This is a genomic window from Rhodococcus sp. RD6.2 (genome assembly GCF_001040705.1).
In the GTDB taxonomy this organism is placed as follows: Bacteria; Actinomycetota; Actinomycetes; order Mycobacteriales; family Mycobacteriaceae; genus Rhodococcus_G.
On sequence record NZ_CVQP01000011.1, the window covers coordinates 77,123 to 97,744 of the forward strand.

Genomic DNA, 20,622 nt, shown 5'->3' on the forward strand with positions numbered 1-20,622 from the left:
TACGCTGGGTTGCGTGACCGACAACCCGCGACAGAACCCGGCAGCCGAGGGCTTCGCCCGCTCGGTGCCCAGCACCGGCACCGCGCAGTCGGGCCGGATTCCCACCACCGACGACGATCTCGACTTCCTGCCGACCGAGCAGATCCCGACCTACAGCGCATCCGATTCGGCGACGTCCGTTCCGCATCCGACGGAGGAGTTGCGGACGGCCGATTCGTTCGACCGAGACCTCGCGGCCACGTTGGCCGCGTCGACCGCGCCTCCTGCCGTGGTCGCGCCCACCGCGCCGCCCAAGACACCGCGCGGCACCCTCGACCTCGGGTTGCTCGTCCTGCGAGTGGCGGTCGGTGCCGTTGCGCTGGCGCACGGACTGCAGAAGCTGCTGGGGATCTGGGGTGGCCCGGGACTCGACGGCTTCGAGTCTTTCCTCGTCGATGCGGGTTTCCAACAGGCCGCCATCCTGGCGTACGCGGGCGCGATCGGCGAGGTCGCGGCGGGTGTCCTGCTGATTGTCGGATTGTTCACACCGTTCGCCGCAGCGGGTCTTCTCGCGGTCCTGATCAACGCCTGGTGTGTGCAGCAGGCAGCCGACCCCGGTCTGCAATGGTTTGCACCGGACGGCCCCGAGTTGGAGCTGTTGCTCGCGGCGGTGCTCGTCGCGATCGCGCTGACGGGCCCGGGACGTATCTCGGTGGAGGGCAGGCGCCGGTGGGCCACGAGGCCGCACATCGGCTCGTTCGTCGTGCTGCTGTTGGGTGTCGCGGGGGGCGTGTGCCTGTGGATCTTCCTCAACGGAGCGAATCCGCTCGCGTGACGTGAGGGCCGCGTTGACGCGGAGTCGCCGACCTCGACATAATGGCCGTACAAATCGGTGCGACGTGGAGGCGGGCTTGGACGTTCGAGAACCCGCCTATCAGGCGCTCGCGAATCGGCTCCGCGGCGAGATCGCGGACGGCCTCTATCGGGACGGCGTGCGGTTGCCGACGGAAGCGGAACTGGCCGTCACACACGGCGTCAGCCGTCAGACCGTGCGCCGCGCGTTCCACGACCTGGTCTCCGAGGGCATCGTGCACCGCGTGCCGGGACGCGGCACCTTCGCCAGCGAGACCACCGGACGCTATCTACGGCAGCTGGGTTCCATCGAAGACCTGATGAACCTGTCGACCGACACGACGATGGAGATCGTGTCGCCGATGCGACGCCAGGTCGACATCGAGGCGGCGAGCCGACTCCGGCTGGACACCGATCTGCTCTATGCGGTGTCGTTCCGGCGCCTGCACGACGGGGTTCCGTTCGTGTACACGACGGTGTACTTGCCGGAGGTCGTCGGCAAGGCGGTCGTCGCCGCCCCGGAACTCGCGGCTGGCGCGTCGAGCACGTACACGATGATCGGACTGATCGAGCCGCATCTGGCGATGCCCATCGTGCAGGCGGACCAGTCGATCACGGTGTCCTCGGCGCCCGATGCCGCCGCATCCGCCGTCGGCTGCGAGCCGGGGCATCCGATGCTGCGGGTGGATCGCCTCTACTCCAACGAGATCGACGAGCCGACGGAGCTCGCGATCAGCTACTTCCTACCCGAGCACTACACCTATCGGGTGACCCTGAGACGACGGTGACCGTGGCCGCACCACATGGGGGTGCGGCCACGGCCGGTTAGGTCGCCCGTCAGACGGGCAGGTTCGCCGGTATCGACCCCGGCTCCGGTGCGGCCTCCACGGGTGCGGCGAGCCGTCGACCGAGCACCGACCTGCGATACCCGTAGGCGAAGTACACCGCGACGCCGAGGGCCATCCACACCACGAACCGGATCCAGGTCTCCACCGACAGATTCAGCATCAACCATCCGCAGGCGAGGACCGCGAGGATCGGAACCAGCGGAACCATCGGCACCCTGAACCCGCGGGGCAGGTCCGGACGCGTGCGGCGCAGGATGACGACTCCGATGCAGACGAGGACGAACGCGAAGAGCGTGCCGATGTTGACCATCTCCTCGAGTGTGCCCATCGGGAAGAGTGCCGCGAGCACCGCGACGACGCCGCCGACGAGGAGCGTGATCCGGACCGGGGTGCCGCGGCGCCCGGTCTTGGCGAGGCCGCGGGGCATCAGGCCGTCGCGGGACATCGCGAACAACACCCGGGTCTGGCCGAGCATCATGACCATCACGACGGTGGTCAGCCCGGCGAGGCCACCGAAGCTGATCGCCATTTTCGCCCAGGTGATCCCGTGCGCCTCGAAGGCCGTGGCGAGGGTGGCGCTGCCGTCTCCGACGAGCGGGCTGCCGGTCCTCAGGTCGGTGTACTTCACCATGCCGGTGAGGACAACGGTGACCGCGACGTACAGGACGGTCACGATTGCGAGGGAGCCGAGAATGCCTCGGGGCAGGGACTTCTGCGGATTCTTCGTCTCTTCGGCGGTGGTCGCGACCACGTCGAATCCGATGAAGGCGAAGAACACGAGAGATGCCGCGGCCAGCAGTCCATACCATCCGTACGTGCTGCCGCCTGCGCCCGTGAAGAACGACAGCAGTGACTGGTGCATTCCTGCGGCGGTGTCACCTGCCTGTTCCACCGGAGGCACGAACGGGGAGTAGTTGTCGGTGTCGATGTAGAAGAACCCGACCACGATGACGAGCAGAACCACCAGAATCTTGATGGCCGTGACGATCGCCGACACCCGGGAGGACACCTTGGTTCCGACGGCGAGGACGACGGTCAGCACGCCCACGATCACGAGTGCGCCCCAGTCCAGGTTCAGTGGTCCGATGTGCGCGACGGTGGACCCGGCGCCGAACACGTTGCCCAGGTAGAGGGACCACCCCTTCGCGACCACCGCTGACGCGAGGGCGAACTCGAGAATCAGGTCCCACCCGATGATCCAGGCGACGAACTCGCCGAACGTCGCGTACGAGAAGGTGTAGGCGCTGCCCGCGACGGGCACCGTGGAGGCGAACTCGGCGTAGCACAGGGCTGCCAGCGCACAGGCGCAGGCAGCCAGCACGAATGCCAGTGAAATGGACGGTCCGGCAACGTTTCCCGCGGTCCGTGCGGTGAGGGTGAAGATGCCGGCACCGATCACCACCGCGACACCGAACACCGTCAGATCGCGGGTGGTGAGCTCTCTTCGGAGCCGGGTGTCGGGTTCGTCGGTGTCCGAGATGGATTGCTCGACGGATTTGGTACGCCAGATTCCGGATCCGGGCATGGATGCGCTCCTCGATGTGCTCCGTGACCTCGTGGGCCGCGCAGGCTGGGCGGTTGCGATGTGATGTGGGTCTCACCGCGTCACGAGGGAAGCATCGCGCCGGGCGGCAGCGCAACAGTGCGTTCGGCAGGTGCGCGTGGTGCTCACGCAATGGTGTGTCAGGTGCCGCCGGCTGCTCATCATGCTCAGGAAAACTGCTCGGTACGTGTCTCTGTGGCTACGTCTGTTGACAATCATGTGACGTGGATTACAGTTCGCGGTGCGGAAATCCCCGCGCCCCAATCGCTCCACGACCGCGCCCCACAAGGGTGGCGTCGCCGTGATGCGCAGTGAAGGAGTATCAGTGAGCGCCCTCGACACATTCGGCGAACAGAACTTCGAACAGCTTTCGGTTCGGCGCCTCGACGGCGGATTCGCCAGCATCGTCGCCGTCCACGACACCACTCTCGGGCCGGCTCTCGGCGGTGTCCGCATTCGCAAGTGCGCCACCGACGACCTCGCGGCAGCGGACGCGTTGCGACTCGCTCGTGCCATGACCTTCAAGGCCGCGCTCGCGGGGCTGCCGCTGGGTGGTGGCAAGTCGGTGATCAATGCCGATCCCCGCGACGACAAGACCGTGGAGATGCTCGAGGCGCACGGTCGGCACGTCGCGGCGTTCGACGGCCGCTACATTCCCGGCGCGGACATGGGCACCGGCCCCGCCGACCTCGAAGTGATCGGTAGGCATGCGCCCCGCGTCTCCAGTGACGGCCGGGACCCGTCGCCCTACACGGCCCGCGGGGTGGTCATGTCGATGGAGACGGTGGCGAACCGGTTGGGCAGCAACGGCATCGGTCACCGAGGTCTCGACGGACTTCGGGTTGCGGTGCAGGGTATCGGCAACGTGGGCCGGGGCATCGTCGAACTGCTCACCGCCCGCGGCGCGCAGGTGCTCGTCGCCGATCCGGATCCGGAGCGGGTCGCGTCGGCGGTCGCGGACCACGGTGCGACGGCAACGGCGCTCGACACCGTGCTCCTCTCGGACGTCGACGTCGTGTGCCCGGCCGGTCCCGGACTCGTGGTCACCGAGGAGGTCGCGGGTCGACTGCGTGCGAGCGCGGTGGTCGGCGCCGCGAACAACATGTTCGCCGGGCCGGGCGTCGGCGCGACTCTCGCAGCCCGCGGTGTCGCGTACGTCCCCGACTTCGTGTCCAACGCCGGAGGATTGATCTCGTGCGCCGCTGAGATCAACGATGAGGCCGACTTCGTGGACCGGGTCGACCGGATCGGTGTCGTCGTCGACGAGATCCTGCACCACGCGGCGGTGACCCGGTCCGATCCGGAGTCGGCCGCGATGGCTCTGGCGCATCGTCGGATCGACGCAGCGCGCCAGGATGTGTCGGGGTAGACGCGGTGGTGCCCGTGCGGACGGCGCTTCGTCCGCACGGGCACCAGCAGGTCACGGCACCTGGCGGACGGCACCCTTGTCGGCGGACGTCGCGAGTGCGGCGTAGGCACGCAGCGCGGTCGTGACGGTGCGCTGACGGTCGACGGGCTGCCACGGCCGCTCGGACGCCTCCATCTTGGCGCGGCGCTCGGCCAGGACGTCGTCGTCGACGAGGACCTCGAGCGTGCGGGTCGCGACGTCGATGCGAATCTGGTCGCCGTCTTCGACGAGGCCGATCACGCCACCGGACGCGGCCTCGGGGGAGATGTGGCCGATCGACAGACCCGACGTTCCGCCGGAGAAGCGGCCGTCGGTGATGAGCGCGCACTCCTTGCCGAGACCGGCGCCCTTGAGGAACGCGGTGGGGTGCAGCATCTCCTGCATGCCCGGTCCGCCCTTCGGTCCCTCGTAGCGCACGACGATGACGTCGCCCGGCTTGATCTGCTTCTGCAGGATCACCGAGACGGCGGCCTCCTGCGACTCGACGACGACGGCCGGGCCCTGGAACGAGAAGAGTTCCTCGTCGATGCCGGCGGTCTTGAGGATCGCGCCGTCGACGGCGATGTTGCCGCGCAGCACGCACAGGCCGCCCTCGACGGTGTACGCGTGCTCGATGTCGCGGATGCATCCGCCCTCGGCGTCGGTGTCGAGTGCGGACCATCGGTTGTTCGTCGAGAACGGCTCCGTGGTGCGGACCCCACCGGGTGCGGCATGGAAGAGTTCGAGTGCTTCGTCGGACGCCTTGCCGGAGCGGATGTCCCACGTGTCGAGCCACTCGTCGAACGACTTCGTGTGAACGGTGGAGACCTCGGTCTCGAGCAAGTTGGCGCGGCGCAGCTCACCGAGCAGCGCGGGAATGCCGCCGGCCCGGTGCACGTCCTCCATGTGGTAGTCCGAGTTCGGAGAGACCTTCGACAGGCACGGCACCCGGCGGCTGATCTCGTCGATCGTGGTCAGGTCGAAGTCGACCTCGCCCTCCTGCGCCGCGGCAAGCGTGTGCAGGACGGTGTTGGTGGACCCACCCATCGCGACGTCGAGTGCCATCGCGTTGCGGAACGCCTTGGGGGTGGCGATGTTCCGCGGTAGGACCGACTCGTCCTCGTCGCGGTAGTAGCGCAGCGCGGCCTCGACGACGGTGGTGCCGGCACGGCTGAACAGTGCGCGGCGGGCCTCGTGGGTGGCCAGCGTGGAGCCGTTGCCGGGCAGTGCGAGTCCGAGTGCCTCGGTGAGGCAGTTCATCGAGTTCGCGGTGAACATGCCCGAGCAGGAACCGCACGTGGGGCACGCGCTGCGCTCGACCTCGTCCAGGCCCTCCTCGGACACGGAGTCGTTGGCGGACGCGGAGATCGCGGTGATGAGGTCGGTCGGGGCCTGTGCGACGCCACCGACGACGACGGCCTTGCCCGCCTCCATCGGACCACCCGAGACGAACACGGTCGGGATGTTCAGGCGCATCGCGGCATTGAGCATTCCGGGGGTGATCTTGTCGCAGTTGGAGATGCAGACCAGTGCGTCGGCGGTGTGCGCGTTGACCATGTATTCGACGGAGTCGGCGATGATCTCGCGGCTCGGCAGTGAGTAGAGCATGCCGCCGTGGCCCATCGCGATGCCGTCGTCCACGGCGATGGTGTGGAACTCGCGGGGAACGCCGCCCGCTGCGCGAACGGCCTCGGCGACGATGTCACCGACGTCCTTGAGATGGACGTGGCCGGGCACGAACTGGGTGTACGAGTTCGCAATCGCGACAATCGGCTTGCCGAAGTCGGAGTCCGTCATGCCGGTGGCTCGCCACAGGGAGCGGGCTCCGGCGGCATTGCGTCCGACGGTGGTGGTGCGTGACCTCAGCGGGGGCATGGGCGTCCTTCACTCCTCGGGGCGCGTCCGCCGGTGGGCTGACAGGCGGGCGCACTGTGCATCGGGTGGACCCGGCGCGCGGGGGCTGATTCGGGCGGTCAGGCCGGGGCGGTGCCCCGCTCGTCGGCAGTGCCGACGGACTGCCCGACCGGCGTCGGGGATTGCCTCAACGGTACTCGCGTGTTATTCGCCGCCCTGATCCGAGTCGGTCGGACGTTCCGCTGTGGCGTCCTGCTCGGCTCGTTCCTGCTCGCGACGCTCTCGCTCGATCCTCTCGGCGACCGCGTAGGGGTCGGTGACACGCCCGCCGCTCGCCGCCGCAATCAGCGGGAGCTTCTCGAAGGTGACGACGGGCAGGGACTTCTCGCCGCCGGCGACCAGCTCCGCGCGCGCCCAGCCGGCCCGCTTGGGGAAGCGGAAGCCCTTGACCTCGTCCCACGTGATCACTTCGCTGGTGAACATCCGGCGCACGTGCAGCCCCTGGGTGTCGACGACCGTGCGGACGCGCAGCATCCAGTACGCGACCCCGATCGGGACGATCCACAGCACCGACACCCACGGCGGGCTGGCGAAGATCACGAAGCTCAGGCCGAAGGCCAGGAGCAGGACGCCGAGTAGGCCGAGGCTCGAGATCTGGATGGTTTGCCGAGTCGCCTCGGCGGTGTGGGAGGATGACTGTGGTGGCACGGGCTGCGATGGGGACGACACCTCACCATCCTCGCATTGCAGCCGGCGCTCTCACATTCTGGGACAGTGACTCACCAAAGTTGACTGTTCACCCTTGACGCGCCTACCTTCTAACGCGTGAAGCAGAATGAGTTCCTCGTAATCGGCCGGCGCGTCGTCGCCTGAGTCGATTTCGAAGTCAACTCGCAAAGCACGACGCGCCACCCTCGCACAGCAGACATTGCTGGCGGGGGTTTTTTGTTGCCCGGACACAGCTCGACTCGTCAACACCAGAGGAATCACCAGTGAGCGCACCAACCGCACGGCCGCAGCCCACGCCGCGCAAGGCCGGGGCCCAGCCCGGTCCCACGGCCGCCACCCCCCAGTCCGGAGCGCGACGCCAGGTCGCCCCCGAGCGGGTCACCGGCGCCCAGTCCGTGGTCCGCGCCCTCGAGGAGCTCGAGGTTGACACGGTCTTCGGCATTCCGGGCGGCGCGGTTCTCCCCGTCTACGACCCGCTCTTCGACTCGACGAAGGTGCGTCACGTCCTCGTCCGTCACGAGCAGGGTGCAGGTCACGCCGCCACCGGGTACGCCCAGGCGACCGGCAAGGTCGGCGTCTGCATGGCAACGTCCGGACCTGGCGCCACGAACCTGGTGACCCCCCTCGCGGACGCCCAGATGGACTCGGTTCCCGTCGTCGCGATCACCGGCCAGGTCGGCCGCGGACTGATCGGCACCGATGCCTTCCAGGAAGCCGACATCTCCGGCATCACCATGCCGATCACCAAGCACAACTTCCTCATCACCGACGGCATCGACATCCCGCGGATCATGGCGGAAGCGTTCTACCTGGCGTCCTCAGGTCGCCCGGGCGCTGTCCTCGTCGACATCCCGAAGGACGTCCTGCAGGCGCAGACCACGTTCTCGTGGCCGCCGGAGATGCGACTGCCCGGCTACCGGCCGGTGTCCAAGCCGCACGGCAAGCAGGTCCGCGAGGCGGCCCGGCTGATCGCCGAGTCCACGTCACCCGTGTTCTACGTCGGTGGCGGCGTCATCAAGGCCGAGGCGTCGGCCGAGCTGCTCGAGCTCGCCGAGCTGACCGGAATCCCGGTGGTCACCACGCTGATGGCCCGCGGCGCGTTCCCCGACAGCCACCAGCTGCACTGCGGCATGCCCGGTATGCACGGCGCCGTCGCGGCCGTCGCGGCGCTGCAGAAGTCCGACCTGCTCATCACGCTCGGTGCGCGCTTCGACGACCGGGTCACCGGTCAGCTCGACTCGTTCGCGCCCGACGCCAAGGTGATCCACGCCGACATCGACCCCGCCGAGATCGGCAAGAACCGGTACGCAGACGTGCCGATCGTCGGTGACTGCCGTGAGGTGATCGTCGAGCTGATCGAGGCGATCCGCGCCGACAAGGCCACCGGCACCACGATGGACCTGACCGCGTGGTGGGAGTACCTGAACGGACTGCGCACCACGTACCCGTTGGCGTACAGCAAGCCGTCCGATGGCGCGCTCTCGCCCGAGTTCGTCATCGAGGCGGTCGGCCGGCTCGCCGGACCCGACGCCGTGTACTGCGCCGGCGTCGGCCAGCACCAGATGTGGGCCGCGCAGTTCGTGAAGTACGAGAAGCCGCGCACGTGGCTCAACTCGGGTGGCCTCGGCACCATGGGCTACGCGGTTCCCGCCGCGATGGGCGCAAAGATGGGCGCGCCGGAGAAGGAAGTCTGGGCCATCGACGGTGACGGCTGCTTCCAGATGACCAACCAGGAGCTCGCGACCTGCGCGGTCGAGGGCGTTCCGATCAAGGTCGCGCTCATCAACAACGGCAACCTCGGCATGGTGCGGCAGTGGCAGACGCTCTTCTACGAGGAGCGGTACTCCAACACCAACCTCGGCACCCACGGAACTGTCCGCATCCCGGACTTCGTGAAGCTCGGTGAGGCGCTCGGCTGCCACGCCATCCGCGTGGAGCGGGAAGAGGACGTGGAGGCCGCGATCCGCGAGGCGCAGTCCATCAACGACCGTCCCGTCGTCATCGACTTCATCGTGGGCGCCGACGCCCAGGTGTGGCCGATGGTCGCCGCAGGCACCAGCAACGACGAGATCCAGGCGGCGCGGGGCTTCCGGCCGCTGTTCGACGACGACGAGGCTGCGTCGGAGCCTGCCGTCATCCACGAGGCGATGGAACGCGAGCAGAACGCCGCCGGCGACGGGGCTGCACAGAATTCGGAGGACACCAAGTGAGCACGAGCCACACCCTCAGCGTTCTCGTCGAGGACAAGCCGGGCGTGCTGGCGCGTGTCGCCGCACTGTTCTCCCGGCGCGGATTCAACATCGAGTCCCTCGCGGTCGGAGGAACCGAGCTTCCCGAGATCTCGCGCATGACGATCGTCGTCACAGTCGACGAGTTCCCGCTCGAGCAGGTGACCAAGCAGCTCAACAAGCTCGTGAACGTCATCAAGATCGTCGAGCAGGAGGGTGAGGCGTCGGTGGCGCGCGAACTCGTGCTCATCAAGGTGCGCGCCGACGCCAGCGTGCGCACCCAGGTCATCGAGACGGTGAATCTGTTCCGCGCCAAGGTGATCGACGTCTCGCCCGAGTCGCTCACGGTCGAGGCGACCGGTACCCGGTCCAAGCTCGATGCACTGCTGCGCATGCTCGACCCGTACGGTATCCGGGAGATCGTGCAGTCCGGCGTCGTGGCGGTCGGACGTGGGCCGAAGTCGATCACGGCCACCCGCTAGCTAAGTTCTACTCATCACGCACGGCTTTTATTCAAGAGGAGAGGTAATACCAGTGGCAGTCGAGATGTTCTACGACGACGATGCCGATCTGTCGATCATCCAGGGCCGCAAGGTTGCTGTGATCGGTTACGGCAGCCAGGGCCACGCGCACTCGCTGAGCCTGCGCGATTCCGGTGTCGATGTCCGCATCGGCCTGAAGGAGGGCTCGAAGTCGCGGGCCAAGGCAGAGGAGCAGGGCCTGACGGTCGGCACCCCCGCCGAGGTCGCCGAGTGGGCCGACGTCATCATGGTGCTCGCCCCCGACACCGCGCAGGCGTCCATCTACACCAACGACATCGAGCCGAACCTCGTGGAGGGCAACGCGCTCTTCTTCGGCCACGGTCTCAACATCCACTTCGGTCTGATCAAGCCTCCGGCGAACGTCACCGTCGGCATGGTCGCCCCGAAGGGCCCCGGCCACCTGGTGCGTCGCCAGTTCGTCGACGGCAAGGGCGTTCCGGCTCTGATCGCCGTTCACCAGGACCCGAAGGGCGAGGGCCAGGCCCTGGCGCTGTCCTACGCGAAGGGCATCGGCGGTACCCGCGCCGGCGTCATCAAGACGGACTTCAAGGAAGAGACCGAGACCGACCTGTTCGGTGAGCAGGCCGTGCTCTGCGGTGGCACCGAGGAGCTCGTCAAGACCGGCTTCGACGTCCTCGTCGAGGCGGGCTACGCGCCCGAGATGGCCTACTTCGAGTGCCTCCACGAGCTCAAGCTGATCGTCGACCTCATGTACGAGGGCGGCATCGCACGCATGAACTACTCGGTCTCCGACACCGCCGAGTTCGGTGGCTACCTCTCCGGCCCGCGCGTCATCGACGCAGGCACGAAGGACCGGATGAAGGACATCCTCAAGGACATCCAGGACGGCACGTTCGTCAAGCGTCTCGTCGCGAACGTCGAGAACGGCAACACCGAGCTCGAGGGCCTGCGCAAGGAGAACGCCGAGCACGGCATCGAGGTCACCGGCAAGAAGCTGCGCGACCTGATGAGCTGGGTCGATCGCCCCATCACCGAAACTGCGTAAGCAGCTCCGCTGCCCGTGAGTGATCGTCACCCCTGAGTTGGGTGAAAGTCACTCACGGGCGCGCAGCGCATGTCGATACCCGATGTTCTCCCGGACGGTGCACACTGTCCGGAAGAACGTCGGGTTTCGTGCTTTCAGGCAGGTGATCGGTGACACGTGAGTCGTTGACGAAGTCGTGGCTTCCGGGGGTCGAGGTCGCCCGGACCTACCAGCGGTCCTGGCTGCGGACCGACATCACGGCGGGCATCGCGCTCACCGCGTTGCTGATCCCCGCCGGAATGGGATACGCGCAGGCGGCCGGCCTCCCGCCGGAGACGGGTCTGTACGCGACCATCGTCCCGCTCCTCGTGTACGCCCTCGCCGGGCCGTCGAAGATCCTCGTGCTCGGCCCCGACTCGTCGCTCGCGCCGATCATCGGTGCCGCGGTACTCCCGCTCGCGGCAGGTGACCCCGAGCGTGCGGTCGCACTCGCTGGCCTTCTGGCGATCCTGATGGGCGCCATCCTGGTCCTCGGCGGCATCCTTCGGCTCGGCTTCGTCACGGACCTGCTGTCCAAGCCGATTCGGCTGGGCTACCTGAACGGCATCGCACTCGTCGTGGTCGTCAGCCAGATCCCGAAACTGCTGGGCTTCTCGGTGGACGGGGTGAACCTGATCGACGAGATGCGGGCAACGGTGTCCGCAATCGTGGGAGGGGAGATCGACCCCAGTGCCGCGGCGATCGGCATTGGCGGCATCGCGGTGATCGTGGCGTTCAAGCTCTTCCACAGCCGGATTCCCGGTGTGCTGGTCGCCGTGTTCGGCGCTATAGCCGTCGCCTATTTCCTCGGCCTCGACGACGACATCCCGATGGTCGGCGCCCTTCCGCAGGGTCTTCCCGCGCCCGCGCTCGGAGGATTGCAGTGGTCGGACGTCGCCGAGTTGATCGGTCCTGCGGCGGGTATCGCGCTGGTGGCGTTCGCCGACACCGGCGTGCTGTCACGGACGTTCGCCGCCCGACGCGGAGAATCCGTCGACGGCAGCCAGGAGATGCGCGCGATCGGTACCGCCAACGTCGCCAGCGGCCTCCTCGGCGGGTTCCCGATGTCGGCTAGTTCGTCCCGGACACCGGTGGCGGAGCAGAACGGGGCGAAGACCCAGCTGACCGGTGTGGTGGGTGCCCTGCTGATCGTGGTGTTCATCCTGGTCGCACCCGGCCTCACCGGATACCTTCCGGAGGCGGCCCTCGCCGCTGTCGTGATCGTCGCGGCGACCTCGCTGGTCGACATCCGCAGCATCGTGGACATGTGGTCGATGAGCCGGGTCGAGACGGTGTTGGCGATCGCGGCGTTCCTCGGGGTCGCAATGGTCGGCGTCCTGGAAGGGATCGTCGTCGCCATTGCACTTTCGTTCGTCGCCGTCGTGGTCCACGCGTGGCGTCCGTACCGCACCGAACTGGTGGAGGTGCCCGGGATCGACGGGTACCACGACATCAAACGCAATCCGACCGGACATCGGATTCCCGGGCTCGTGATCGTCCGGTTCGACGCGCAGCTGTTCTTCGCGAACGGCGCCATCTTCGACGACTATGCGCGCCGTGTCGTCGCGCGCTCTCCCGACCCCGTGCGGTGGGTGATCATCGCGGCGGAGCCGATGACGGGGGTGGACACGACGGCGATGGACGAGCTCGTCGAACTCGATCAGTACCTGTCCGGCAACGGGATCGAGCTGGTCTTCGCGGAGATGAAGGATCCGGTCAAGGACAAGTTGCAGAGGCTCGGGCTGGGGGAGAGGTTCGGATCCGACCACTTCTATCCGACCCTCGAGACCGCGGTCGAGGCGTTCGAGAATCGGCGTTGACCCCTTCCGGTGGCGTCCACCATGTGGTATTACCCACCCGCGGGGTGATCCCGCGGGGGTGGGACCACTAAGCTGTCCGCGTCACGAAATTCGTGGGCGCGTCCCGCGACCACCGTTCGTGGACGATCCGCCCAGACACCTAGCAGGGGAGTTCGCTCGTGAGCCAGAATGGCCGTCCCGTCGTACTGATCGCCGACAAGCTCGCACAATCGACCGTCGATGCTCTCGGTGACGGTGTCGAGGTGCGCTGGGTGGACGGTCCGGACCGTCCCGCGCTGCTGGCCGCCGTGCCCGAAGCCGACGCCCTGCTCGTGCGGTCCGCCACCACCGTCGACGCCGAGGTCCTCGCCGCCGCGTCGAAGCTGAAGATCGTCGGTCGCGCAGGCGTCGGCCTGGACAACGTCGACATCCCCGCCGCAACCGAGCGCGGCGTCATGGTCGTCAACGCACCGACCTCGAACATCCACTCGGCCGCCGAGCACGCCGTGTCGCTGCTGCTCTCGACCGCGCGCCAGATCCCGGCCGCCGACCGCACGCTGCGTGAGAAGACGTGGAAGCGCTCGAGCTTCAACGGCACCGAGATCCTCGGCAAGACCGTCGGCGTCGTCGGCCTCGGCCGGATCGGCCAGCTGTTCGCGCAGCGCCTCGCGGCGTTCGAGACGAACCTCATCGCGTACGACCCCTACCTGCCCGCCGCCCGCGCCGCGCAGCTCGGCATCGAGCTCGTCGACATCGACGAGCTCGTCGAGCGCGCCGACTTCATCTCGGTGCACCTGCCGAAGACGAAGGAGACCGCAGGCCTGATCAACGCCGAGCGCCTGGCGAAGGCCAAGGACGGCGTCATCATCGTCAACGCCGCTCGCGGTGGTCTCATCGACGAGGATGCGCTCTACGACGCGCTCGTCGGTGGCAAGGTCCGTGCCGCAGGCCTCGACGTGTTCAACACCGAGCCCTGCACCGACTCGAAGCTGTTCGACCTCGACAACGTCGTCGTCACCCCGCACCTCGGCGCATCCACCTCGGAGGCTCAGGACCGCGCGGGCACCGACGTCGCGAAGAGCGTGCTGCTCGCGCTGGCAGGCGAGTTCGTTCCGGACGCCGTCAACGTCTCCGGTGGCCCGGTCGGCGAAGAGGTCGCGCCGTGGCTCGAGCTCGTCCGCAAGCTCGGTCTGCTCGCGGGCACCCTGTCGCCCGAGGCCGTCCAGAACGTCCAGGTCGTCGTCACCGGTGAGCTGTCCGCCGAGAACGTCGAGATCCTCGGCCTCGCCGCACTGCGCGGCCTGTTCTCCGCGAGCAGCGACGAGGCCGTCACCTTCGTCAACGCACCGCAGCTCGCCGAGCAGCGCGGCGTCAGCGTCGAGGTCGAGAAGCACAGCGAGGCGCAGTCGCACCGCAGCGCCGTCGAGGTGCGCGCCGTCGCTGCCGACGGCACCGTCACCGCGGTCGCCGGCGCCCTGACCGGACTGCAGCAGATCGAGAAGATCGTCAACGTCAACAGCCGCAGCTTCGACCTGCGCGCCGAGGGCCACAACATCGTCGTGCACTACGCGGACCGCCCGGGCGTGCTCGGCACGCTCGGCACCGTCCTCGGCAACGCCGGCATCGACATCCAGGCCGCGGCGCTGAGCCAGGACGCCGAGGGCGAGGGCGCCACCGTTATCCTGCGCGTCGACCGCGTTGTCGGCGACGCCGAGGTCGCGCAGATCGTCGAGCAGCTCGACGCCCGCGTCGCGCAGGTCGACCTGTCCTGATCGGTCATCGAAGATCGGCTGTGGCCGCGTCCGTTCGCGAATCGTCGAAACGGACGCGGCCACAGCCGGATTCACCGGTCCTCACGGGTGGCCGGTTCAACGAGGAAGAGAGTGTGTGTTCATGAAGCTTGCGGTCATCCCCGGTGACGGCATCGGTGTCGAGGTCACCGCGGAAGCGTTGAAGGTGCTGCGGAAGCTCGTTCCGGACCTCGAGACCACCGAGTACGACCTCGGTGCCAAGCGCTACAACGAGACCGGTGAGCTGCTGCCGGAGGCAGAGCTTGCGGAGATCCGCGGGCACGACGCGATCCTGCTCGGTGCGATCGGCGATCCCCGACTGGTTGGTCCCGGCATCCTCGAGCGGGGTCTGCTGCTGAACATGCGCTTCCTGCTCGACCACCACGTGAACCTGCGTCCCGCACGCACCTACCCGGGTTCGAGCTCGCCGCTCGCAGCCAACCCGGACATGGACTTCGTCGTCGTCCGTGAGGGGACCGAGGGGCCGTACACCGGCAACGGTGGCTCCATCCGGGTCGGGACCCCCCACGAGGTCGCGACCGAGGTCTCGGTCAACACCTGGTTCGGTGCCGAGCGTGTCGTGCGGTACGCCTTCGAGCTCGCACAGAGCCGCCGCAAGCATCTGACGCTGATCCACAAGACGAACGTGCTCTCCAACGCGGGCCGGATCTGGACCCGCGCGGTCGAGACGGTCGGCGCCGAGTACCCCGACGTCGAGACGGCCTACTGCCACATCGACGCCGCGACCATCTACATGGTCACCGATCCGGGCCGGTTCGACGTGATCGTCACCGACAACCTGTTCGGCGACATCATCACCGACCTTGCGGGCGCGGTGACCGGAGGCATCGGTCTCGCAGCGTCCGGCAACATCGACGCTTCGGGCACCAACCCGTCGATGTTCGAGCCGGTGCACGGTTCGGCGCCCGACATCGCGGGCAAGGGGATCGCCGACCCGACGGCCGCGATCCTGTCCGCCGCTCTGCTGCTGCGTCACCTCGGCCGCGAGGACGACGCCGCGCGCGTCGAGCGGGCAGTCGAGGCCGACCTGGCCGTACGCGGCGACGGGCCGATCGTCACCACCGAGGTCGGCGACCGGATCGCTGCCGCGGTCTGACCGGTATCTCGCAGAACCCGACAGGGCCCGAGCGGATGGATTCCGCTCGGGTCCTGTGTCATTCGTAGGTCAGTTGACCGTGACGGTCGTTGCCGTGGCCACGTCGCCGAGAAGCTGGGGGATGCGCGCGGTGGCGCGCTGTGACTCGAACTGGCGCTCGTAGGGAACCTCGAGCGCGGTTTTCAGCGTCGGCCAGTCGTTTTCGGCCATGTCCCGGTAGCGCGGTAGCAGCTCACCCTCGACGTAGGTCCACCGGTCCTCGAAGATCGACCAGTCCCAGGCGGGAAGTGGAGTGGTGAGCGTGGCGGCGCGCCCGTCGGGCAGGGTGCCGGTCACGGTGATCGGATCGTGTTCCCGCAGGGCGGGCACCCCGGCGATGGACGGGGAACCGACCATCGTCATGACATACGTCAGTGCGCCGCCGAGTCCGTCACGGTAGGCGCGGGTGTCGTCCCACAGCTGCCCGACGACCGTGAACTGCTCGCGGCGCAGTAGTGCCGCATTGCCTGTGGCGACGCGGTCCGGGTCGCCCGACGCGACGTCGTGCCAGGCGGCGAGGATGTCGTCCGGGATCAGGCCCGCGTCGTGGAACTCCTCGATGGCGGGCAGGCCCTCGCGGCTGTACGCGTAGTGCATCGGCATCAGGTCGTCGAAGATCGCCTTCTGCATGATGACGACGCGCCGGATGAACCAGTCGAGGTCTGCGGTGGTGAGGTCGCCCGCACGTTCCGCAAGAGTGCGCAGCCCCTCCGGGAGTTGCGCGATTCCCCCCTCCCCGAAGGCGGATTCGACGGTTCCGAGCACCGACTGCGCAGTCTGTTGCAGGCCGGGCAGTCCGTACACGGTGTTCGCGAGCTCCATGTCCGCGATGCCGCCACCGAAGTCGCCGCCGACCATGCCGCCCATTCCCGCCCACTGCAGTTCCCGGCGGTCCAGTTGGAAGTTCTCGTAGTACCGGTACGACCGGATCATGTTGTCGCGGTTGGCGCTGAACCCGGCGCTCGGATCCCACGCCGCGAGATCGATGCCCGCCTCGGTGGTTGCCTGCACGAGGCGGTACTGGAACAGCAGTGCCGCGTAGTCGGTGGCGGGTCGGCGGGAGCTGCGCGCACTGTCGACGAGGGCTTCGAGCGCCGCGAGATCCGTTGGCAGGGACGCGTTGACGCCGCCGGGTGCCTGATCGGCCAGTCGATTGGTCAGCGGAAGGTTGAGCACTGCGTCGAGAGCGGCCGCGTGCGCGACCGGAACGGCAACGACTGTTGCGGATAGAAGTGCCGCGGGAAGGACAGCGGCGGCGAGACGGGCTGCGAACCACTTGGGAGACAGGGTCATCGTGCTCTTTTCGGGTTGGTGCGGCGACCGGGATTCCGGTGGCCGGCGAGGTTTCAGTTCCCGCCCAGTTCGGTCAGCAGCCAGTCGACGGTGTGCATCCCGTACAGCTCGGTCAGCCAGCGGTAGGGCTGGGTGACCATGACGACGTCCGCGCAGTCGAGCGGCTGGTAGGTGATGTCGGTTCCCATCGCGCGGTATCGCTCGACGAGCGCGACCGTGTCCGCCACGGGGACGACCATGAGGAACGAGTCGTTCGCCCGACAGTTGCTCACGAGCACCTTGGAGGTGGGCGCGCCACCGCGACCGAGGTCGTTGTCCGCGAACACGGCTTGGAACTCGGGGATGTCCGCCGGCCTGACGCCCGAGGTGAACAGCGCCTGCAACGGCAGGAACGGCGTTGTGAAGTAGGCGACCTGGCAGCTCCCGCGGAAATGGTCGGCGAGGGCGCGTCCGGCCGGGGTGAGCTTCTCGTCGATACGCATCTCCGGGTATTGCGCCTCGAGGCCGAGGAGGGTGGCGAAGGCGAAGCCGGCTCCGAGCCCGTCCGCGGAGTTGTCGACGAAGCTGCGCTGGTCGGGAACCATCGCCTCGAGAACCGTCGCGCGCAGGTCGATCTCGGGTGCGTAGTCCGGTTGGTACTCGGCGGCGAATCCGGCCCCGACGCCGCCGCCCGCGATCCCGAAGGCGCCGACCGGGCTGTCACGTCGCACGCCCGGCGCCCCGACGTCGAAGGCGGCGCGGACGCCGTTGAGCACCGCCATTCCCGCGTACCGTCCCGCGAAGATTCCGTGCGGTGCGGGATCGGCATCGTTGCCGACATCGGTGATCACCGTTGCCGCGCCTGCGCTCCACATCTGGGTGAGCGGTCCGATGGCGGACCACCCCGACGGCTCGATCGGCACCCCTCCGGTCCACTGGCTGGACGGGTGACATCCGGCGCCCACCGAGTCGTTCGCCTCCTGGTAGGCGATCACGGGCCGCGTTGCGTCGCCTCGGTCGTCCTCGGGAACCATCATGACGGCGGTGCCGATGTCGAGACCGCCGTGGACGTTCTCCGTGACGTACATGAGCTTCCATGCGTCGATCCGCCCCGGCACGACACCGGCGAACTGGAGCTCGAAGGGTTCGGCTCGCAGCAGGGTTCCGGGCTTCTCGTCTCCGCGCAGCGGAGGTTCGTCGAAGAACTGGTCGGTGCCGGTCAGCCCGTCCCAGATTTCCTGTGGGGTCGCGAACCTCCCGTCCCTGAAGGCGCCCTCTGCGAACTCGGTGAGTACCTCGTCGGGTGCCGGAACGTCGATCGGCACCGCCGTGTCGGGGATTGGGGCGGCAACGGCGGCGCCGATCGGGGTACAGGCGACGAGCGTGCACGCGACGACGGCGAGGCGCCGCACATGCCAGCGGCCGGAGGTCGGCACCGGGGTGACTCCGTTCGGGGAGAGCGTGGTTCGCGAATCCGCGTCGTCCCGTCGGGCCGCTCGGGTACCGCGTCGAGGACGCGCAAGTTAACCACAACTCGCATCGGTCACAGGCTCGTTTCGGTACCCGACTTCCCTCGGAGTCGCTGCGGCACCAGGGGAACCGCGAAGGCAGGCGCGACCGCAGCAATCGCGAACGCCCCGGCGAATCCGACGGTGGTGATCACGGCGCCGAAGGCGGGTCCGACTGCCGCTGCCGCCACGAACTGGCAGGTGTTCTGGACGCCGAGCGCGCGCCCACCCCAGTAGGGTCCGGCGATCTCCGCAACAGAGGTGAACGCGAGGCCGTTGGGGGAGACGGTGGTCACCGACGCGATCACCAGCATTACCACCGCCAGCGGCGAACCGGTCGCCGCGACGACACCGAGGGCGAGCATCGAGCCCACGACGGCGACGGCAACGATGCGCAGCGGCTGCAGACGGCTGCCGACGCGATCGGACCAGATCCCGACGGCAACGCGACTCGCCGCGCCGAGGAACTGTGCGGCGGTGATGACCAGTCCGGCTGCGGCTTCGGCCCAGCCGACGTCGGTGACGAGCCACACCAGCGCGTACGTCCACACCACGTATTGCGGAACGACGAGCAGTACCGACGCGGCGTGGATGCGCGGCAGGACCGACGACTGCTGGTACGGGTTGGCGAGCAGTCCCTGCGCTTCGGCCTCGATCCGGTCGGGACGGGGCGGATCGGCGATCCCGGCGGCGCACGCGACGGCCGCGATCGCGCAGATCGCTGCGGGAAAGGCGAGCGCCCACCCGATTCCGTGGTCGCGGGCCAACAGTGGCATGGTCATGGCGGCGATCGCGACACCGAGTGGCAGCGACATCTGCCTGATCCCCATCGCGAGACCGCGCTGGTGCGGGGGAAACCAGCCGACGACGACGCGGCCGCTCGCGGCGTTGGCGGACGCGGCGCAGGCGCCGCCGATCGCGAGGAACACCGCCAGCGCGACAGTGGACGACGTCGCCGCTGCGGCGACGACGGCAACCGAGGCGAGGGCGAGGCCGGATGTCAGGACGATGCGCTCCCCGTACCGGTCTGCGATTGCGCCCCAGGCGACCAGAGCGAACACGACGCCGAACACCGGCGCGGAGGCCAGTGTTCCGGCCTGCGTGAGGCTCATGCCGTGCTGCTCGTGCAGCGTCGGGATGAGGAACGCGGTGCCGTTGACCAGGACGGCTTGGGCGGCCTGGGCGAACACGCCGAGCGCGAGGATCGTCCAGCGCCGGGTGGTGCTGACGGTGAACGACACGGTGCTGGTCATGCTGCAACGGTAGGCCCGACGTCCCAGCTAGTGAAAACAAGTTCCCAATATATGGGCGAGCGTTACGATCTCGACATGCGTCTAGGTCGAATCGCAAGCCCGGATGGGGTCGCCTTCGTGTCGATCGAGGGGGAGGGGGATGCGCGCACCGCGCGGGAGATCGCGGAGCACCCCTTCGGCAACCCGACATTCACCGGCAGGAGCTGGCCGCTCGCGGACGTGCGACTGCTCGCGCCGATCCTGGCGAGCAAGGTGATCTGCGTCGGCAAGAACTACGCCGCGCACGCGGCCGAGATGGGCGGAGAGGCCCCCGCCGAGCCGGTCATCTTCCTCAAGCCGAACACCTCGATCGTCGGGCCGGGCGCTCCGATCGTGCTTCCCTCCACTTCGAACGAGGTTCACTTCGAGGGCGAACTCGCCGTGGTCATCGGCAGGCCCTGCAAGGACGTGCCCGCGTCGAAGGCGCTCGACGTCGTGCTCGGCTACACCGTCGCCAACGACGTCTCCGCCCGTGACCATCAGCGTCAGGACGGGCAGTGGACCCGGGCCAAGGGGCACGACACCTTCTGCCCTCTCGGCCCCTGGATCGAGACCTCGCTCGACGCGTCCGACGTCGAGATCACCACCGAGGTCGGCGGTGAGGTCAAGCAGCGGAGTCGCACTTCCCTTCTGCTGCACGACATTCCGAAGATCATCGAATGGGTGTCCGCGGTGATGACCCTCCTGCCCGGAGACGTGATCCTCACGGGTACGCCGGAGGGTGTCGGTCCGATCGTCGCCGGCGACACCGTCAACGTCACGGTCGAGGGCATCGGAACCCTGAGCAACCCGGTCGTCGCGAAAGGCTGATTCGAACGC

General features: G+C 68.2%; 16 protein-coding genes. 10 read left to right on the top strand and 6 right to left on the bottom strand.

The genetic code is table 11. The features are described from left to right. Positions 1 to 13: 13 nt before the first annotated feature. Together RHCRD62_RS22800 and RHCRD62_RS22805 are read left to right on the top strand one after the other, a co-directional pair. Positions 14 to 814, top strand: a complete 801-nt coding sequence (locus RHCRD62_RS22800) for a DoxX family protein (RefSeq protein WP_050067233.1) — start codon at positions 14 to 16, stop codon at positions 812 to 814. Positions 815 to 890: 76 nt separating this feature from the next. Continuing rightward, the gene (locus tag RHCRD62_RS22805) at positions 891 to 1,619 is read left to right on the top strand and encodes a GntR family transcriptional regulator (protein ID WP_084734452.1); all 729 of its coding nucleotides are present in this window, start codon (positions 891 to 893) and stop codon (positions 1,617 to 1,619) included. A 49-nt stretch (positions 1,620 to 1,668) separates the two neighbouring features. On the opposite strand, the gene RHCRD62_RS22810 is transcribed toward RHCRD62_RS22805, so the two are convergent. Further along, positions 1,669 to 3,204 (bottom strand): amino acid permease, encoded by a 1,536-nt coding sequence (locus RHCRD62_RS22810; protein WP_050067053.1) that lies wholly within the window; start codon positions 3,202 to 3,204, stop codon positions 1,669 to 1,671. Positions 3,205 to 3,547: 343 nt separating this feature from the next. Here RHCRD62_RS22810 and RHCRD62_RS22815 point away from each other — a divergent pair, with 343 nt between their 5' ends. Further along, a complete protein-coding gene (locus RHCRD62_RS22815; protein ID WP_253277446.1) occupies positions 3,548 to 4,591 on the top strand; it encodes a Glu/Leu/Phe/Val dehydrogenase dimerization domain-containing protein in 1,044 nt (347 codons plus the stop codon). A 51-nt stretch (positions 4,592 to 4,642) separates the two neighbouring features. Here the strand turns inward: RHCRD62_RS22815 and ilvD are convergent, their stop codons facing one another. Further along, positions 4,643 to 6,484 carry a dihydroxy-acid dehydratase gene (ilvD, locus tag RHCRD62_RS22820; RefSeq protein ID WP_050067055.1) on the bottom strand — a complete coding sequence of 614 codons (1,842 nt, stop codon included), beginning with the start codon at positions 6,482 to 6,484 and terminating at the stop codon, positions 4,643 to 4,645. A gap of 183 nt (positions 6,485 to 6,667) precedes the next feature. After that, the gene (locus RHCRD62_RS22825; RefSeq protein WP_050067056.1) at positions 6,668 to 7,171 is read right to left on the bottom strand and encodes a PH domain-containing protein; all 504 of its coding nucleotides are present in this window, start codon (positions 7,169 to 7,171) and stop codon (positions 6,668 to 6,670) included. A gap of 284 nt (positions 7,172 to 7,455) precedes the next feature. Here RHCRD62_RS22825 and RHCRD62_RS22830 point away from each other — a divergent pair, with 284 nt between their 5' ends. The 6 genes from RHCRD62_RS22830 to RHCRD62_RS22855 all read left to right on the top strand — a co-directional run bounded on the left by RHCRD62_RS22830 (position 7,456) and on the right by RHCRD62_RS22855 (position 15,692). Further along, on the top strand, positions 7,456 to 9,402 hold the full coding sequence (locus RHCRD62_RS22830; protein ID WP_050067057.1) for an acetolactate synthase large subunit: 1,947 nt from the start codon (positions 7,456 to 7,458) through the stop codon (positions 9,400 to 9,402). Next, positions 9,399 to 9,902, top strand: a complete 504-nt coding sequence (gene ilvN, locus RHCRD62_RS22835; protein ID WP_050067058.1) for an acetolactate synthase small subunit — start codon at positions 9,399 to 9,401, stop codon at positions 9,900 to 9,902. Before RHCRD62_RS22830 ends, ilvN begins: the two co-directional genes overlap by 4 nt. 64 nt (positions 9,903 to 9,966) lie before the next feature. Further along, entirely contained in the window at positions 9,967 to 10,968 is a 1,002-nt protein-coding gene (gene ilvC / locus RHCRD62_RS22840; protein WP_171018717.1) for a ketol-acid reductoisomerase, read from the top strand. A gap of 149 nt (positions 10,969 to 11,117) precedes the next feature. Beyond that, positions 11,118 to 12,806 (top strand): SulP family inorganic anion transporter, encoded by a 1,689-nt coding sequence (locus RHCRD62_RS22845; RefSeq protein WP_253277447.1) that lies wholly within the window; start codon positions 11,118 to 11,120, stop codon positions 12,804 to 12,806. A 158-nt stretch (positions 12,807 to 12,964) separates the two neighbouring features. Then, the gene (gene serA / locus RHCRD62_RS22850; RefSeq protein ID WP_050067060.1) at positions 12,965 to 14,557 is read left to right on the top strand and encodes a phosphoglycerate dehydrogenase; all 1,593 of its coding nucleotides are present in this window, start codon (positions 12,965 to 12,967) and stop codon (positions 14,555 to 14,557) included. 121 nt (positions 14,558 to 14,678) lie between these two features. Continuing rightward, positions 14,679 to 15,692: a 3-isopropylmalate dehydrogenase gene (locus RHCRD62_RS22855; protein WP_050067235.1), complete on the top strand. Its 1,014-nt coding sequence runs from the start codon at positions 14,679 to 14,681 to the stop codon at positions 15,690 to 15,692. Positions 15,693 to 15,761: 69 nt separating this feature from the next. On the opposite strand, the gene RHCRD62_RS22860 is transcribed toward RHCRD62_RS22855, so the two are convergent. The 3 genes from RHCRD62_RS22860 to RHCRD62_RS22870 all read right to left on the bottom strand — a co-directional run bounded on the left by RHCRD62_RS22860 (position 15,762) and on the right by RHCRD62_RS22870 (position 19,764). Next, positions 15,762 to 17,024, bottom strand: a complete 1,263-nt coding sequence (locus tag RHCRD62_RS22860; RefSeq protein WP_050067061.1) for a hypothetical protein — start codon at positions 17,022 to 17,024, stop codon at positions 15,762 to 15,764. A gap of 53 nt (positions 17,025 to 17,077) precedes the next feature. Continuing rightward, positions 17,078 to 18,439, bottom strand: coding sequence for a lipase family protein (locus RHCRD62_RS22865; RefSeq protein WP_084734444.1), 1,362 nt, complete (start codon positions 18,437 to 18,439; stop codon positions 17,078 to 17,080). Between the two features lie 107 nt (positions 18,440 to 18,546). Continuing rightward, positions 18,547 to 19,764 carry an MFS transporter gene (locus RHCRD62_RS22870; RefSeq protein WP_050067063.1) on the bottom strand — a complete coding sequence of 406 codons (1,218 nt, stop codon included), beginning with the start codon at positions 19,762 to 19,764 and terminating at the stop codon, positions 18,547 to 18,549. 75 nt (positions 19,765 to 19,839) lie between these two features. On the opposite strand from RHCRD62_RS22870, the gene RHCRD62_RS22875 reads away from it, so the two are divergent. Then, complete coding sequence (locus RHCRD62_RS22875; protein WP_050067236.1) at positions 19,840 to 20,613, top strand: fumarylacetoacetate hydrolase family protein; 774 nt, start codon at positions 19,840 to 19,842, stop codon at positions 20,611 to 20,613. Positions 20,614 to 20,622: the final 9 nt, after the last annotated feature.